Origin of the sequence: Lysobacter alkalisoli (assembly GCF_006547045.1) — a bacterium.
In the GTDB taxonomy this organism is placed as follows: Bacteria; Pseudomonadota; Gammaproteobacteria; order Xanthomonadales; family Xanthomonadaceae; genus Marilutibacter; species Marilutibacter alkalisoli.
Genome location: NZ_CP041242.1, coordinates 2991142 through 3006891 on the forward strand (window position 1 = coordinate 2991142; position 15750 = coordinate 3006891).

Here is a 15750-nt window from a genome sequence, read left to right on the forward strand (position 1 = left end):
TTCACGATGAAACTGGAGCCCGAGCTGCGCGACCAGTTCATGGCCGAAGCCGCAGCGGCACACCGCCCGGCATCGCAGGTCGTACGGGAGTTGATGCGCGAGTTCGTCCAGCGGCAGCGCGAGGCCCGGGAATACGACGAGTTCCTGCGCCGCAAGGTCGAGAAAGCCCGGGAGCAGATGCGTGCCGGGCTTGGCCGTGACAACGATGAAGTCGAGGCTGAATTTGCCGCCAGACGCGCCAGGTTGACTGCTCGCTCGTGAGGGTCCGCTGGACGCCCGACGCAGAACTGGATCGTTCGGATGTGATGGATCACATCGCGACCGACAACCCTCATGCCGCATCGCGGATGGACCAGCTTTTCGAGGATGCCACTGCCAGGCTCGCCGACTTCCCCCTGCTCGGACACCCCGGCATGGTTCCGGGCACCCGAGAACTGGTCCCGCACGAGCACTATCGCCTCGTGTACGAGGTCGACCCGGGTGAAGCCACCGTCTGGATCCTTGCCCTGACCCACACAGCCCGCCAGTGGCCCCCGGTGGATCGATAGCAGGCTGCCCCCAGGCCAAGATCACCCATGGCGGCCGGCAGTATCTCCAGTCTCATCGGCGCGGCTTGCGCAACTCCCGCTTTGCAGCAACCCAATCCAACGGATGCTCCCCACCCGCCGCATGTCGCGCTTCCGTTTCACGCAGCGCGTCCTCGTGCCATTCAGGCGACGCCAAAGCGCCTCCCTCCTCGCTACTCAACGACTCCCACAACTCTTCCATGGCCCGCAGTTTCTCGGCCGTGGACATGCGTTGGATGGCAGCCGCCCGCGCCACCGGACAAGCGGCCCGGCCGAGAGGGCACCTCCGGCATCCCCGCGCCAAGCCGCGCGTGAGCATTGCGCCCTGTCCATGACCTGTGGGTCGCCCGCAAGCAAGTTGACCTGCAGCGTGTCGGCAAGCTGGAACTGACGGCGGCCTGAGACCCTTACCCTACGCCCCGAAACTGACGTTGCGCGTCACTTTCATCCGACGGACTGCCCATTCAGGTCACTGCAAGCTTGACTTTTATCACAAAAAATGGGTGATGGTGACGGGATTTAGCCCCCGTCCAGCCATCTGAATGCCGTTGGCACGGGTTGTGCGTGTATTCCCCTGCACGTGCAGCACGCACGGCAAGCCGATGGACCGGGGATCCGGGCCGGCAGGCACGTGAAGTTCAACAACCCTAGGGGAAACACAAATGAAGAAGCAGCAAGGCTTTACCCTCATCGAACTGATGATCGTCGTCGCGATCATCGCAATCCTGGCCGCCATCGCGCTGCCGGCGTATAACGATTACCGCATCCGCTCGGCTGAAGGCGCCTGCCAGTCCGAGGCCAAGGCCTACATGAACTCGGCGGTAGCCGCTGCCCAGTCGTCAATGAACCAACCGACAGCTCCTGACGGCACTGGCGCCTGTCAGGCATTTACCGACGTCATTGATGAGGCGGCGGTTCAGGCGGGCGGCACGGTGAGTTTCACCCCGAACTCCCCGGGCGTGTCGACTACCGATTGTGACCTTCAAACAGCTACCTGCACGATGGTCCCCTCAGTCTGATCGCGTATTCGCAAGCACCCTGGAAGGCCCCTCAGCGAGGGGCCTTCTTTTTGGGTTCTTCACCAAAGTCCGAGATATGAATTCCGCAAGAACAGCCGCCAGCCGGAGTCAGGGGTGTTCCGCCCCGCCGGCCACCGTTTTCGCGAACACGGCGATGTACCGTCCGGATGGGTTTGCCTGCAAGCACCGGCCCATAATGCAGAAGCCGGTCACCCAGCCGTCGAGTTCTCCAGCACGCCGCGGACACTAATGCGACATACGTCACGGAACCCGCATGCAGCGCTGAACTAGGGGACTCGCTGGCACGGCTCTTGCTGCCACTAGAAGGCACACACAGGGGACTGCTGCCATGATCCGCATCGCGCGCGGCTTCACACTAATCGAACTGATGATCGTGGTCGCGATCATCGCCATTCTAGCCGCTATCGCGCTACCGGCCTACAACGAATATCGTGTTCGCTCGGCAGAGGGCGCCTGTCAGGCCGAGATGAAGAGCTACGCCAACTTCTCCCTTGCCACCCTGCACAATGGCAGCACCCCCGACCCAGCCCCGCTCCAGGCCTGCAGCGCCGCCGACGATGCCAGCGCCATCGGCACCGACATCACCGGCACCCCGCAGCTACCGGGCTCACGGCAAACCTTGTGCGATATGGACACCGGCAACTGTACGCTGCAGTGACGCCCGGCACGGCGGGCAACCGCGGTGCCAGTGCGGCCAGGCCAACGCATGGTAACCGCGGCATCGGAAGCATCCTTCCCGCGACCAACGCGACCTGAAAGTGCACACTGCCTACACCCACTTCAACCCAGCCAAACGCGGCCACCTCACTTGCCGCAGTGACAGGCCGTTCTCCGCCTTCCCAGCACAGGTGCGCCCGCGACCTGCTCCCATCCGACTGGCAGAGACAATCGCCATAGCCCGACGGCTTGATGACGCGGGCCGGCCGGGGATTTCGTGTACCACGTCCGTTCGGCGCGGGTATGCTTTGCGGTAGAGTCGGCTCGGGAAATATCAGGGGACAGGATGAACACCGTCGCGACCACCAACCTGGTCGGCATCACCGGCATTGCCCGGCGCCTGGTCATGGACGGCGCGCTCGACGAGCATGCCGCCCGCGAGGCGATGGAAGCGGCCACCACGGAAAAGAAACCGCTGGCGCTGTACCTGGCCGAGAAGCGGCTGGTGTCGCAACCGGCGCTGGCGGCGGCCAACTCGGTCGAGTTCGGCATGCCGTTGTTCGACCCTGGCGCGCTCGACCCGACGCAGTCGGCGATCCGGCTGATCAGCGAAGAGCTGGCTCGCAAGCACAACGTGCTGCCGCTGTACAAGCGCGGCAACCGCCTGTTCATCGGCATCGCCGACCCGACCAACATCCATGCGCTGGACGAGATCAAGTTCCAGACCAACCTGGTGGTGGACGCTGTGCTGGTCGACGACGAGTCGATCCGGCGCAACCTGGACCGCTGGCTGGACAGCGCCGACGTGCTCGAAAGCGCCGCCGGCGATGAAGGGCTGGAGAACCTGGAGGTCGGCAATGTCGACGCCGAGGCCGGCGGCGACTCCGGCGTCGACGCCAAGGGTGACGACACTCCGGTGGTCAAGTTCGTCAACAAGGTGCTGGTGGACGCGATCCGCCGCGGTGCCTCGGACATCCACTTCGAACCCTACGAGACCGAATACCGGGTGCGCCTGCGCATCGACGGCCTGCTCAAGCAGATCGCCAAGGTCCCGGTCAAGCTGCAGGCCCGCATCGGCGCGCGCCTGAAGGTAATGGCGCAGCTCGACATCGCCGAGAAGCGGGTGCCGCAGGACGGGCGAATCAAGCTCAACCTGAGCAAGACCAAGCAGATCGACTTCCGAGTCAGCACCCTGCCCACCCTTTTTGGCGAGAAGATCGTGCTGCGTATCCTCGATGGCGGCGCGGCCAAGCTCGGCATCGACATGCTCGGTTACGAGAGCGACCAGAAGCAGCTGTACCTGGGCGCCATCGCCAAGCCCTACGGCATGGTGCTGGTGACCGGCCCGACCGGCTCAGGCAAGACGGTGTCGCTGTACACCGCGCTGAACATCCTCAACGACGACACCCGCAACATATCCACCGTCGAAGACCCGGTCGAGATCCGCGTGCCGGGCATCAACCAGGTGCAGATGAACACCAAGCGCGGGATGACCTTCGCCGCCGCGCTGCGCAGTTTCCTGCGCCAGGACCCGGACGTGATCATGGTCGGCGAAATCCGCGACCTGGAGACGGCCGAGATCGGCATCAAGGCCGCGCAGACCGGCCACATGGTGCTGTCGACCCTGCACACCAACGACGCGCCGCAGACCATCGCCCGGCTGATGAACATGGGCGTGGCGCCGTTCAACATCACCAGTTCGGTGACCCTGGTCATCGCCCAGCGCCTGGCCCGGCGCCTGCACAGCTGCAAGCGCAAGGTGGAGCTGCCCGCGCATGCACTGCTGGCCGAGGGCTTCACCCAGGAAGAGATCGACGCCGGCCTGACCCTGTACGAGGCGGTTGGCTGCCCGGACTGCACCGAGGGCTACAAGGGCCGCACCGGCATCTACCAGGTCATGCCGATGAGCGACGAGATCCAGGCCATCGTGCTGGCCGGCGGCAACGCGATGCAGATCGCCGAGGCGGCGCAGAAGGCCGGTGTCCGCGACCTGCGCCAGTCGGCACTGCTGAAGGTCAAGAACGGGGTGACCAGTCTGGCCGAGATCAATCGGGTGACGAAGGATTAGCGGCCACCACGTCTCTCCTGCGCAGCATGTAGCCCGGGTAAGGCCGCAGGCCGCACCCGGGGAGGGTGCCGGCAAGTCTTCCCGGGTGCGCTGCGCTTACCCGGGCTACGGGTACTGCGCGCCTGCACTGAGGGTGTGACCGCCGTGGCTGTCCTGACGCACAGGGGCAGGATATGCTTGGCCGTGGCATGCTGGGCCTTGACCCGGCTGCCGGCAATCGCGGGCGGGGAGCACGCCGCGGTCGCATCTGGGGATGACGCGTCCTGACCGGCGCGTCGATTCGACTGTTTTACATTTGGTTTTACATTTACTGGGGGCCACTCATGTCCGTCACCCGATCCGCCGCGAAGCCCGCGACCACTACCGTGCGCCGGGCCGAGCCCATGGCCATGTTCGTCTGGGAGGGCACCGACAAGCGCGGCGTCGTGATGAAGGGCGAGCAGCCCGCCAAGAACGCGAACATGATCCGCGCCGAGCTGCGCCGCCAGGGCATCACCCCCAAGGTGGTCAAGCCCAAGCCCAAGCCGTTGTTCGGTGCCGCCGGCAGACGCGTCAGCCCGCTCGACATCGCCATTTTCAGCCGCCAGATCGCGACCATGATGAAGGCCGGCGTGCCGATCGTCGGCGCGCTGGAAATCATCGGCAACGGCAACAAGAATCCGCGCATGCAGAAGATGGTCAACACCATCCGCTCCGACGTGGAAAGCGGCTCCTCGCTCAGCGAGGCGATCAGCAAGCACCCGGTGCAGTTCGACGAACTGTACCGGAACCTGGTCCGAGCCGGCGAGTCGGCCGGCGTGCTGGAGACCGTGCTCGATACGGTCGCCACCTACAAGGAGAACCTGGAAGCGCTCAAGGGCAAGATCAAGAAGGCCATGTTCTACCCGGCCGCGGTGCTTGCGGTGGCCCTATTGGTCAGCGCGATCCTGCTGGTCTTCGTCATCCCTACCTTCGAGGAAGTATTCCAGGGCTTCGGCGCCGACCTGCCCGCCTTCACCCAACTGGTCATCGGCCTCAGCAACTTCATGGTGGCCTGGTGGTGGCTGATCCTGCTGATCGGAACGGGCGCGGCGGTCGCGCTCATCATGGTGTTCAAGCGATCGCCGGTCTTCCAGCACTTTGTCGATCGCATGCTGCTGAAGATTCCGGTGCTCGGCGAGATTCTGCATAACTCGGCGATCGCGCGCTTTGCGCGTACGCTGGGCGTGACCTTCAAGGCCGGCGTACCGCTGGTGGAGGCGCTGGACAGCGTGGCCGGCGCCACCGGCAATACGGTCTACGAAAAGGCCGTGTACCGCATCCGCGACGACGTGGCGGTCGGCTTTTCGGTCAACATGGCCATGAAGCAGGTCAACCTGTTCCCGCACATGGTGGTGCAGATGACCGCCATCGGCGAGGAGGCCGGCGCGCTCGACACCATGCTGTTCAAGGTCGCCGAGTTCTACGAGCAGGAAGTCAACAACGCGGTCGATGCGCTGTCGAGCCTGCTGGAACCGCTGATCATCGTGATCCTCGGCGTGCTCGTCGGCGGCATGGTGGTGGCGATGTACCTGCCGATCTTCAAACTCGCCGCCACGATCGTCTAAGCTTCCGCAATGGCATTCCTAGACCAGAACCCCGCCATCGGCTATCCGCTGGTGGCGGGCCTCGGGCTGCTGGTGGGCAGCTTCCTCAACGTGGTGATCCTGCGCCTGCCCAAGCGGCTGGAGTGGGAGTGGCAGCGCGACGCGCGCGAGATGCTGGACGAGCCCGACGGCTACGACCCGCCACCGCCCGGCATCGTGGTGGAGCGCTCGCACTGTCCGCACTGCAAGCACCAACTGAGCTGGTACGAGAACATCCCGGTGTTCAGTTGGCTGGCCCTGCGCGGCAAATGCCGGAACTGCAAGGCACCGATCTCGCCGCAGTATCCGCTGGTGGAGATGCTGACCATGTTGCTGGCGCTGGTCAGCGTGTGGCAGTTCGGTTTCGGCTGGCAGGGCTTCGGCGCGGCGTTGTTCTCGTGCTTCCTGATCGCATCGTCGGGCATCGACTTCCGCACCCAGTTGCTGCCCGACCAGCTCACCCTGCCGCTGATGTGGCTGGGGTTGATCGCCGCAGCCGACAACCTCTACATGCCGGCCAAGCCGGCCCTACTCGGCGCGATCGCCGGCTACCTTAGCCTGTGGTCGGTGTGGTGGGTGTTCAAGCAACTCACCGGCAAGGAAGGCATGGGCCATGGCGATTTCAAGCTGCTGGCCGCGATCGGCGCCTGGGTGGGCCTGAGCGGCGTGCTGCCGACGATCATGCTGTCGTCGCTGATCGGCGCCATCGTCGGCTCGATCTGGCTGTTCGCCAAAGGCCGCGACCGCGCCACCCCGATCCCGTTTGGCCCTTATCTGGCGATCGCCGGCTGGATCGTGTTCTTCTGGGGCGAGGGGATGATCGACTGGTATCTGCGGATTTCGGGCCTGGCATGAGGCTTGAGTCATAATCCAGCCATGAGCAGCTTCATCATCGCCATCACCGGCGGCGTGGCTTCTGGCAAGAGCGCGGTGAGCGCGCGTTTCGAGACGCTGGGCGTGGTGGTGGTCGATGCCGATGTCGCCGCGCGCGCGGCGGTGGCGGCGGGGTCGGAGGGTCTTGCCGAAGTCACGGCGGCGTTCGGCCCGGATGTGCTGGCAGCGGATGGCAGCCTGGACCGGGCGGTGATGCGCAAGCGGGTGTTCGCCGATGCCGACGCCCGGCGTCGGCTGGAGGCGATCATCCACCCCCGCGTACGCCGACAGCTGATGGACGAGTGCCGGGCCGCCACCGGGCCCTATGCGATCGCCGCGATTCCCCTGCTGGCCGAAGGCGGCGGCCGCGAGGCGTATCCGTGGCTGGACCGGATCCTGGTGGTCGACGTGCCGGTCGAGGTGCAGCGCGAACGGCTGATGGCCCGCGACGGCGCCGACGCTGCCCTCGCCGACCGCATGATCGCGGCCCAGGCCGACCGCCGCGAACGGCTGGCGATGGCCGACGATGTGATCGTCAACGACGGCCCGATCGAAGCATTGGAAGCGCATGTCGCGGCGCTGGATCGGCGCTACCGGACATTGGCCGGCTCTGGCCCTCACCCCAACCCCTCTCGTAATCGGATGAGGGCTTAACGCAGCGGCGTCAAATAGCCCTCTCCCGTTTACGGGAGAGGGGTTGGGGTGAGGGCAGGCCACAAGGCCGTGATCGCAGCGATCCCCTGTGCACCGTGGCGACGGGCTTCGGCAAGGTCGTCGGGGCCGAGGCCGCCGATGGCGTAGAGCGGCAGTGAGACGTGCTTCCGCAGGCTGGCGAAGCGGTCCCAGCCGATGCCGTCGACGCCCGGATGGCTGGCCGTGGGTTTGACCGGGCCGAGGACGGCAAAGTCGCAGCCGATCGCCTGGGCATGGCGCAGTTCTTCGAGGGTATGGCAGGACGCGCCGACCCGTTGCCCCGCCGGCAATGGTCGGCGCTTGTTGGCCAGCAGCTGCGCCGCAGTTAGATGGATGCCGCTTGCCAGCGTCCTGGCCAGCTCCACGCCGCCATTGACCAGCACTTCGGCCCCGGCCTTGCGACACCGTTTCGCTGCGGCCGTGGCCAATCGCTGCCAGCGCGCCGGGTCGAGACCGGGCGCGCGCAGTTGTACCCGCTGGACGCCACCGGCCAGCGCCGCATCGAGGGCCTCCAGCCACGACGCGTCGTCCTCGCCAGGAGTCGGGGTCACCAGGTAGTGGGCAGGCTGTTGCAGCGCCGCCACCACCGGCAGGTCCGCCGGCGGCATCGTGTAGCGGGCGAGCTTTTCCATCGTCACCCAGGCCATGGCCTGCTGCTCGCGGCCGCGCGGGCTGCCGTGCCAGTCGACGACCGCGCGCACGTCCAGGTACAGATGCTTGTCCGGGTACAGCTGGGGGACGGTGATCAGGTGCGGGCCGGGCTCGGCCTCGATGCCGAGTTCCTCGCGCAGTTCACGGACCAGGGCGTCCTCGGGCGACTCGCCGCGCTTGCGCTTGCCACCGGGAAATTCCCAGCGGCCGGCGAAGTCCTTGCCCTCGGTGCGCCGGGTCAGCAGGACCCGGCCACGAGCGTCGCGGATGACGGCTGCGACTACATCGACGGTTCGCATGCGGGACTCGGAGTCCGCCATCAGCACGACTCACCCGTAGCCCGGGTAAAGCCCGTGCCTTCAGAGGCGTGGGCCGCACCCGGGAAACGTGCGTCGACCGTTCGTAACCCCGGGTGCGACTTCGCCTCGCCCGGGCTACGGATGGTTAACGCCGGCTCAACCCAACTGCCCATGGCAGTGCTTGTACTTCTTGCCGCTGCCGCAAGGACACGGATCGTTGCGGCCAACCTTGGGCATGGCACGGGCGGCCTGCTGGAAGCCCTGCCCCGGCGCGGCCACGGCGGCGGCTTCCTCGTCGGCGCCGTAACCGCCGACATCGGCATGCTGGAACTGCATCTGCCGGGCCTTGGCTTCGGCGGCGGCGCGCTCCTGCGCTTCCAGCATCGCGATTTCTTCCTCGGTACGGATACGGACCCGCGCCAGCAGGGTAATGACCTCGCGCTTGACCTTCTCCAGCATCTCGCTGAACAGCTGGAAGGCTTCGCGCTTGTACTCCTGCTTGGGCTGCTTCTGCGCGTAACCACGCAGGTGGATGCCCTGGCGCAGGTAGTCCATGCGCGCCAGATGCTCCTTCCAGCTCTGGTCGAGCACGTTGAGCATGATGTGCTTCTCGAGCTGGCGCATGGTTTCGGTGCCGAGCTGGACCTCGCGATCGGCGAAGTGCTGGTCGACGGCCTTGACCACGTGCTCCTCGATGCCCTGGGCGTCGATCTCCTTGCTGCCCGCGACCAGTCCGGTCACGTCAACGCGCAGACCCAATTCCTGCTCCAGAGCCGCGTCCAGCCCCGCCAGATCCCACTGCTCGTCGATCGAGTCCCGCGGCACGAAGCGCGCGACGATCGCAGCGACCACGTCGTAGCGAATGCCGTCGATGTTCTCCTTCACGCTCTCGGCTTCGAGCAACTCGTCGCGCTGGCCGTAGATGACCTTGCGCTGATCGTTGTTGACGTCGTCGAAGTCGAGCAGGTTCTTGCGGATGTCGAAGTTGTGGGCCTCGACCTTGCGCTGCGCGTTGGCGATCTGCTTGCTGACCAGCGCGCTCTCGATGATGTCGTCTTCCTGCAGGCCCATCCGCGCCATCACCTTCTGCACCCAGTCGGCGGCGAAGATGCGCATCAGGTTGTCTTCCAGCGACAGGTAGAAGCGTGAAGAGCCCGGATCGCCCTGACGGCCGGCACGGCCACGCAGCTGGTTGTCGATGCGACGGCTCTCGTGGCGCTCGGTGCCGATGATGTGCAGGCCGCCGGCGGCCTTGACCGCGTCGTGGCGTTGCTGCCATTCGGCCTTGATCCGCTCGCGGGTGGCCTCGTCGATATCCTCGCCCAGCGCTTCGAGTTCCGCCTCCAGCGAGCCGCCGAGCACGATATCGGTACCGCGACCGGCCATGTTGGTGGCGATGGTGATCGCGCCCGGGCGGCCGGCCTGGGCAATGATGTGGGCTTCGCGCTCGTGCTGCTTGGCGTTGAGCACCTCGTGGTGGATGCCGGCCTCGCGCAGCTGGTTGGACAGCAGCTCGGAGACCTCGATCGAGGTGGTGCCGACCAGCACCGGCTGGCCCTTGGCGTTGGCCTCCTTGAGCTCGTTGACCACCGCGCGGTACTTGCCGTTGCGGTTGAGGAACACCGCGTCGGGGTGGTCCGTGCGCTGCACCGGCTGGTTGGTCGGGATCACCACCACTTCCAGCCCGTAGATGCTGTTGAACTCGAAGGCCTCGGTGTCCGCGGTACCGGTCATGCCGGCCAGCTTGTTGTACATGCGGAACAGATTCTGGAAGGTGATGCTGGCCAGGGTCTGGTTCTCGCGCTGGACCGGCACGCCCTCCTTCGCCTCGACCGCCTGGTGCAGGCCGTCCGACCAGCGCCGGCCCGGCAGGGTGCGGCCGGTGAACTCGTCGACGATCACCACCTCGCCATCGCGGACGATGTAATCGACGTCGCGCTGGTAGATGGCATGCGCGCGCATGGCGGCGTTGAGATGGTGGACGACGTGGATGTTGTGCGGATCGTACAGGCCCTCCTCCTCGCCGAGGATGCCGGCCTTGCGCAACAGCTCCTCTGCGTGCTCCTGGCCGGCCTCGGACATGTGGACCTGCTTCTGCTTCTCATCGACCCAGAAATCGCCGAGGCCGTCCTCGACCTCCTGCCGGCTCATGTTGGGAACGATCCGGTTGACCTTGATGTACAGCTCCGGCGACTCGTCGGCCGGGCCGGAAATGATCAGCGGCGTGCGCGCCTCGTCGATCAGGATCGAATCGACCTCGTCGACGATGGCGAAGTTCAGCGGACGCTGGTTGCGGTCGGCCTTCGACAGCGCCATGTTGTCGCGCAGGTAGTCGAAGCCGAACTCGTTGTTGGTGCCGTAGGTGATGTCGGCGGCGTAGGCGGCCTGCTTGTCGCCGTGGTTCATGCCCGGGTAGACCACCCCGACCGACAGGCCCAGCCAGTTGTAGAGCTTGCCCATCCACGCCGAGTCGCGGCGGGCCAGGTAGTCGTTGACGGTGACCACATGCACGCCCTTGCCTTCCAGGGCGTTGAGGTAGACCGGCAAGGTCGCGACCAGGGTCTTGCCCTCACCGGTGCGCATTTCGGCGATCTTGCCCAGATGCAGGACCATGCCGCCGATCAACTGCACGTCGTAGTGGCGCATGCCCAGCACGCGGCGCGAGGCCTCGCGGCAGACCGCGAAGGCCTCGGGCAGGACCTTGTCGAGGGATTCACCGTCACGAATGCGCTGCTGGAACTCCGGTGTCCTGGCCTGCAGCTCGGCGTCGGAAAGTTTTTCCATCTCCGGCTCAAGCACGTTGATCTTGTCGACGGAGCGTTGCAGTTGGCGCAGCAGGCGTTCGTTACGGCTGCCGAAGACACTGGTAAGCAAGCTGTTGAGCATGGATGGGACCGGTTGGGTTCATGAACGGGCCGGCGCAAGCGCCAGGCCCCCAAAAATAAAAGGGGCGCCGCGCGCCCCTTCTGGCACTGCGATTGTAGCTGGGGGCGAGATCGGCTGCTTACAAGGCATTGCCTTGTAGCTGATCGAGCGCCCGAAGCCTATGGCGGAGGGCCGGAACGAGCCGCGTACTCCGTAGCCCGGGTAAGCGAAGCGCACCCTGGATGATCTGCGGCGACGGGCGGCCTGTGCTCCCCGGGTGCGCTTCGCTTACCCGCCACAAGCAGCTCAAACAAAAAAACGGAGCGTTTCCGCCCCGTTTCCATGCAACCTGATGCGTCAGCCCTTCAGCGGCGACTGCTGGCTCAGGAAGTTGCGCGGGTTGACGACCTTGCCGTTCTCCCAGACCTCGAAATGCACGTGCGCGCCGGTCGAACGCCCGGTCGAGCCGGCCTTGGCGACTTCCTGCCCGGCGCGGACCAGCTCGCCGGCCTTGCGGGTCAGCTTCGAATTGTGCGCATAGCGGGTCACGTAGCCATTGCCGTGGTCGACCTCGACCACCTTGCCATAGCCCGAGCGCGCACCGGAAAAGCTGATCACGCCATCGGCGACGGCGTATACCGGGTCACCGGTCCTGGCCGAGAAGTCGACCCCCTTGTGCAAGGCCCGGCCGCCGCTGAACGGGTCGGCCCGGTAACCGAAATGGGAGGTGATGTAGCTGCTGCGCCCCACCGGCGTACGCGAAGGCACCGCGTTGAGGTCCAACTGGCGGTTGAACAGCAGCGACTCGAGCACCGACAGCTGCTCGCCGGCCACGCTGAACTGCTGGCCGAGCTGCTCCAGGCCTTCGTCCAGCTCGGGCCGGGCAATGTCCTCGACCGGGCCGACACCGCCGATACCCACCGGCTTGTCGAAGTCGAATTCGCCGTCTTCGAGCTGGCCGATGCGGGTCAGGCGCTCGCCGAGGGCGTTGAGGCGGTTGGCCTCGGCCTGCAGTTCGCCGAGGCGGGCGGCAAGCGCATTCACCTCGCGCTGGGCCTCGCGTCGATTAAGCTCGATCATGGCCTGCTGTTCGGTGACTTGCGCTCGCAGCGAGGCGTTCATCACGATCCCGGCCCCGAGGCCGCCGGCCAGGCCGGTCGCCAATACCACCGAACCCAGCAGGAGTGGTCGTCGGGTACCAAAGTACACCCCATGCTGGAGCAGGTGCGCGGCAACCCGTCGCGATGCTTGAATGATGTTTTCGAAGGTCATGTTTCCGATGTCTGAGTCCAAAGCCAGGTCACCCCAACGCCCGTCGAAACCGCTCGAAGCGCTCGATGCGCTGCTCGCGGAACCGGCTGGCAACCCTGTTCGCCGCGCCATGTGGCTCGACGAGGTCGACCGTCGCCTACGTCCCCATCTGCCGGAAGAGCTCGCCCCGCATGTGCGGCTGGCGAACATCAACAACGGCAAACTGGTTTTTGTCGTCGACGCACCGGTTTGGCAATCCAGGCTACGGATGTCCGCGCCGGAACTGATCGACGTGGCCCGCTCCATCGGGCTTGCTGCGACCGAAGTGGTGGCCAGGGCGTCGAAAACTCCCCTTGCGCCACCCGAACCGGCGCCACTTCGGCCTGTCCCGCTGTCCGCACACGCCCGCAAGGCGCTGCAGTCGGCCCTGGCATCGCTGGAAGCTGCCGATCCGGACAGGAAGACAGACGAACCAGACGATTCCGGGACCGGTTGACTGGGGAAAACACCCACAGAAAACCGGAGGACGGGGCATCCTACTGGCGTGGAGAGCGGCGTTTGTTAACTAAAAAGAAACAAATAAGAAAATAATTGTTAATTTTTAGTTAAGTCGTGACCCAGCGTTCACGTCTGTGACGAGAGCACGGTCGAGGGGTGCTGTCAGGCGCTCGCCGGGGTGCCGTAGATCACCGGCACCGGCTGCTGCTCATCGGTGTAGCTGATCTCTTCCCAGGCTTCGCGGTCGGCCAGCAGGGCGCGGATCAGCTTGTTGTTGAGTGCGTGGCCGGACTTGAAGCCCTCGTAGGCGCCGATGATCGGGTGGCCGGCCAGGTACAGGTCGCCGACCGCGTCGAGGATCTTGTGGCGGACGAACTCGTCGGCGTAGCGCAGGCCGTCCTCGTTCAGCACCCGGAATTCGTCGAGCACGATGGCGTTGTCCATCGAGCCGCCGAGGCCGAGGTTGCGTTCGCGCATGAATTCCAGGTCGCGCATGAAGCCGAAGGTGCGGGCACGGCTGACCTCCTTGACGTAGGAGGCGGTGGAGAATTCGACCTCGGCCCGCGACTGCGAGGTCGGGATGGCCGGGTGGTCGAATTCGACCGTGAAGCCGATGCGGAAGCCGTCGTGCGGGGTGAAGCGGGCGATCTTGTCGCCATCGCGGACTTCGACCGGGCGCTTGATGCGGATGAAACGCTTGGGCGCTTCCTGTTCGGCGATGCCCGCCGACTGCAGCAGGAAAACGAATGGGCCGGCCGAGCCGTCCATGATCGGCACTTCCGGTGCCGACAGGTCGATGATGACGTTGTCCACGCCCAGGCCCGCCAGTGCGGACATCAGGTGCTCGACGGTCATGACCTTGGCGTCGCCGCAGCTCAGGCCGGTACAGAGCATGGTTTCGGTGACGAGCTCGCCGTTGGCCGGGATCTCGACCACCGGGTCGAGGTCGACGCGGCGGAAAACGATGCCCGCATCGACCACCGCCGGGCGCAGGGTGAGGAAGACTTTTTCACCGCTGTGGAGGCCCACGCCGGTGGCGCGGATCACGTTCTTGAGAGTGCGCTGGCGCAGCATGTTCGGGGGGCCTCTGCCTTGTCATGTTGCCGGATCGAGGGGTGCCGGCTGTCGCGCGGCGCATGCGACCTGCATGGCTTGCGCGGACCGGAGCCGGGCCTTTCCTCGACCGGGCCGGTACAGCCGCCCCGCCCTGTACGGGATCGGGACGCTTCAAAACGGATGGAGAATACCATGCAGGTGGCTGAACCTGAACGAAAAGGCAGTCACATTCGTTGCGCGTGCCATGTTCTGTCATTCAGGGGAATGAAACTGGCCGGTCCGCAATCGCAGACCGGCCCAAAGATCCCGGGCAGGTGTCCGGGACGAATATCCCGCCCGGCCGGGGACGAGTCCGGCCGGGGAGGTAGGCGGCAGTACCGCCTTGTCAGTCAGCCTGGCGGCGCAGGAACGCCGGAATATCCAGGTAGCTGCTGTCGTTGCCGAAATCGGCCACGTCCGGTGCCGACGATGCGGCCGGGGCCGGGGCGGCCGGTTCGGCCATTCCGCCACCGCGGCGCAGGCTGCCACCGAAGCTCGGCACAACCGGGGCATCGTCCATCGCGCTGAACTCGGGCTGGCCGGTGGTGCCGTTGCGGACCAGTTGGATCGGCGCGCGCTGCTCGCCCGGACGGGTCTGCTTGGCCGAGGCTCGGTTGAGGCCGGTGGCAACCACGGTGACCTTGACCTCGTCCTGCATGTCCGGGTCGAGCACGGTGCCGATGACCACGGTCGCATCCTCGGAGGCGAACTGCTCGACCGTGCGGCCGACCTCGTCGAACTCGGCCATGGTGAAGTCCGGACCGGCGGTGATGTTGACCAGGATGCCGTTGGCACCCGACAGGTTGACGTCGTCCAGCAGCGGGTTCTGGATCGCCGACTCGGCCGCGGCCTGGGCGCGGTCGTCGCCGCGGGCGGAACCGGTACCCATCATCGCCAGGCCCATCTCGGACATGACGGTGCGCACGTCGGCGAAGTCGACGTTGATCAGGCCCGGGCGCACGATCAGGTCGGCGATGCCCTGCACCGCGCCGAGCAGGACGTCGTTGGCGGCCCGGAAGGCCTGGATCATGGTCGCGTTGCGGCCGAGCACCGTGATCAGCTTCTCGTTGGGAATGGTGATCAGCGAGTCGCAGTGGTGGCTGAGCTCCTCGATGCCCTTGAGTGCGACCTGCATGCGGCGACGGCCCTCGAACGGGAACGGCTTGGTGACCACGGCGACGGTCAGGATGCCCATCTCCTTGGCCAGTTGCGCGACGACCGGGGCTGCGCCGGTGCCGGTGCCGCCGCCCATGCCGGCGGTGATGAACACCATGTCGGCGCCTTCCATCGCGTCCATCAGTCGCTCGCGGTCCTCGAGCGCGGCCTGACGGCCGACCTCGGGGTTGGCGCCGGCGCCCAGGCCCTTGGTGACGTTGCTGCCGAGCTGCAGCTGCAGCTTGGCCCCGCAGTTCTTGATCGCCTGCGAATCGGTGTTGGCGGTGATGAATTCCACGCCATCGACGTTGCTGCTGACCATGTGGGCGACCGCGTTGCCGCCGCCGCCGCCGACGCCGATGACCTTGATGATGGCGTTGGGCGCCATGCTCTCGACCAGTTCGAAGTGTGCCATTGTCCTCGTCCTCTGTTGAT

The 15750-nt window shown here is 65.9% G+C and carries 13 protein-coding genes and 2 pseudogenes; 9 read left to right on the forward strand and 6 right to left on the reverse strand.

Features of this window, described 5'->3' with window-relative positions; genetic code table 11:
• The first annotated feature begins 6 nt into the window (after window positions 1-6).
• The gene (locus FKV23_RS13220; RefSeq protein WP_208543295.1) at window positions 7-261 is read left to right on the forward strand and encodes an antitoxin of toxin-antitoxin stability system; all 255 of its coding nucleotides are present in this window, start codon (window positions 7-9) and stop codon (window positions 259-261) included.
• Window positions 258-548 (forward strand): type II toxin-antitoxin system RelE/ParE family toxin, encoded by a 291-nt coding sequence (locus FKV23_RS13225; RefSeq protein WP_141624268.1) that lies wholly within the window; start codon window positions 258-260, stop codon window positions 546-548. Before FKV23_RS13220 ends, FKV23_RS13225 begins: the two co-directional genes overlap by 4 nt.
• 52 nt (window positions 549-600) lie before the next feature.
• Here the strand turns inward: FKV23_RS13225 and FKV23_RS17840 are convergent, their stop codons facing one another.
• Complete coding sequence (locus tag FKV23_RS17840; RefSeq protein ID WP_407067626.1) at window positions 601-885, reverse strand: addiction module protein; 285 nt, start codon at window positions 883-885, stop codon at window positions 601-603.
• 343 nt (window positions 886-1228) lie between these two features.
• Between FKV23_RS17840 and FKV23_RS17385 the strand changes: the two are divergent.
• The 6 genes and pseudogenes from FKV23_RS17385 to coaE all read left to right on the forward strand — a co-directional run.
• Window positions 1229-1328, forward strand: a pseudogene (locus tag FKV23_RS17385) (prepilin-type N-terminal cleavage/methylation domain-containing protein); the annotation flags it as partial.
• A 606-nt stretch (window positions 1329-1934) separates the two neighbouring features.
• A pseudogene (locus tag FKV23_RS17845) lies at window positions 1935-2036 on the forward strand (prepilin-type N-terminal cleavage/methylation domain-containing protein); the annotation flags it as partial.
• A 573-nt stretch (window positions 2037-2609) separates the two neighbouring features.
• The gene (gene pilB / locus FKV23_RS13245) at window positions 2610-4331 is read left to right on the forward strand and encodes a type IV-A pilus assembly ATPase PilB (RefSeq protein ID WP_141624272.1); all 1722 of its coding nucleotides are present in this window, start codon (window positions 2610-2612) and stop codon (window positions 4329-4331) included.
• Between the two features lie 383 nt (window positions 4332-4714).
• Window positions 4715-5917: a type II secretion system F family protein gene (locus FKV23_RS13250; RefSeq protein ID WP_407067681.1), complete on the forward strand. Its 1203-nt coding sequence runs from the start codon at window positions 4715-4717 to the stop codon at window positions 5915-5917.
• A 9-nt stretch (window positions 5918-5926) separates the two neighbouring features.
• On the forward strand, window positions 5927-6790 hold the full coding sequence (locus FKV23_RS13255; RefSeq protein ID WP_141624274.1) for a prepilin peptidase: 864 nt from the start codon (window positions 5927-5929) through the stop codon (window positions 6788-6790).
• A 21-nt stretch (window positions 6791-6811) separates the two neighbouring features.
• Window positions 6812-7462, forward strand: a complete 651-nt coding sequence (coaE, locus tag FKV23_RS13260) for a dephospho-CoA kinase (RefSeq protein ID WP_141624275.1) — start codon at window positions 6812-6814, stop codon at window positions 7460-7462.
• A 29-nt stretch (window positions 7463-7491) separates the two neighbouring features.
• Here the strand turns inward: coaE and FKV23_RS13265 are convergent, their stop codons facing one another.
• The 3 genes from FKV23_RS13265 to FKV23_RS13275 all read right to left on the reverse strand — a co-directional run bounded on the left by FKV23_RS13265 (window position 7492) and on the right by FKV23_RS13275 (window position 12588).
• Window positions 7492-8472 carry a Nudix family hydrolase gene (locus tag FKV23_RS13265; protein ID WP_141624276.1) on the reverse strand — a complete coding sequence of 327 codons (981 nt, stop codon included), beginning with the start codon at window positions 8470-8472 and terminating at the stop codon, window positions 7492-7494.
• 135 nt (window positions 8473-8607) lie between these two features.
• Window positions 8608-11337 carry a preprotein translocase subunit SecA gene (secA, locus tag FKV23_RS13270; RefSeq protein WP_141624277.1) on the reverse strand — a complete coding sequence of 910 codons (2730 nt, stop codon included), beginning with the start codon at window positions 11335-11337 and terminating at the stop codon, window positions 8608-8610.
• A gap of 336 nt (window positions 11338-11673) precedes the next feature.
• A complete protein-coding gene (locus tag FKV23_RS13275) occupies window positions 11674-12588 on the reverse strand; it encodes a M23 family metallopeptidase (protein ID WP_141624278.1) in 915 nt (304 codons plus the stop codon).
• Here FKV23_RS13275 and FKV23_RS13280 point away from each other — a divergent pair.
• Window positions 12569-13063: a DUF721 domain-containing protein gene (locus FKV23_RS13280; RefSeq protein WP_141624279.1), complete on the forward strand. Its 495-nt coding sequence runs from the start codon at window positions 12569-12571 to the stop codon at window positions 13061-13063. The genes FKV23_RS13275 and FKV23_RS13280 overlap by 20 nt on opposite strands.
• 164 nt (window positions 13064-13227) lie before the next feature.
• Here the strand turns inward: FKV23_RS13280 and lpxC are convergent, their stop codons facing one another.
• Together lpxC and ftsZ are read right to left on the reverse strand one after the other, a co-directional pair.
• A complete protein-coding gene (gene lpxC / locus FKV23_RS13285) occupies window positions 13228-14139 on the reverse strand; it encodes a UDP-3-O-acyl-N-acetylglucosamine deacetylase (protein WP_141624280.1) in 912 nt (303 codons plus the stop codon).
• A 367-nt stretch (window positions 14140-14506) separates the two neighbouring features.
• On the reverse strand, window positions 14507-15730 hold the full coding sequence (ftsZ, locus tag FKV23_RS13290) for a cell division protein FtsZ (protein ID WP_141624281.1): 1224 nt from the start codon (window positions 15728-15730) through the stop codon (window positions 14507-14509).
• Window positions 15731-15750: the final 20 nt, after the last annotated feature.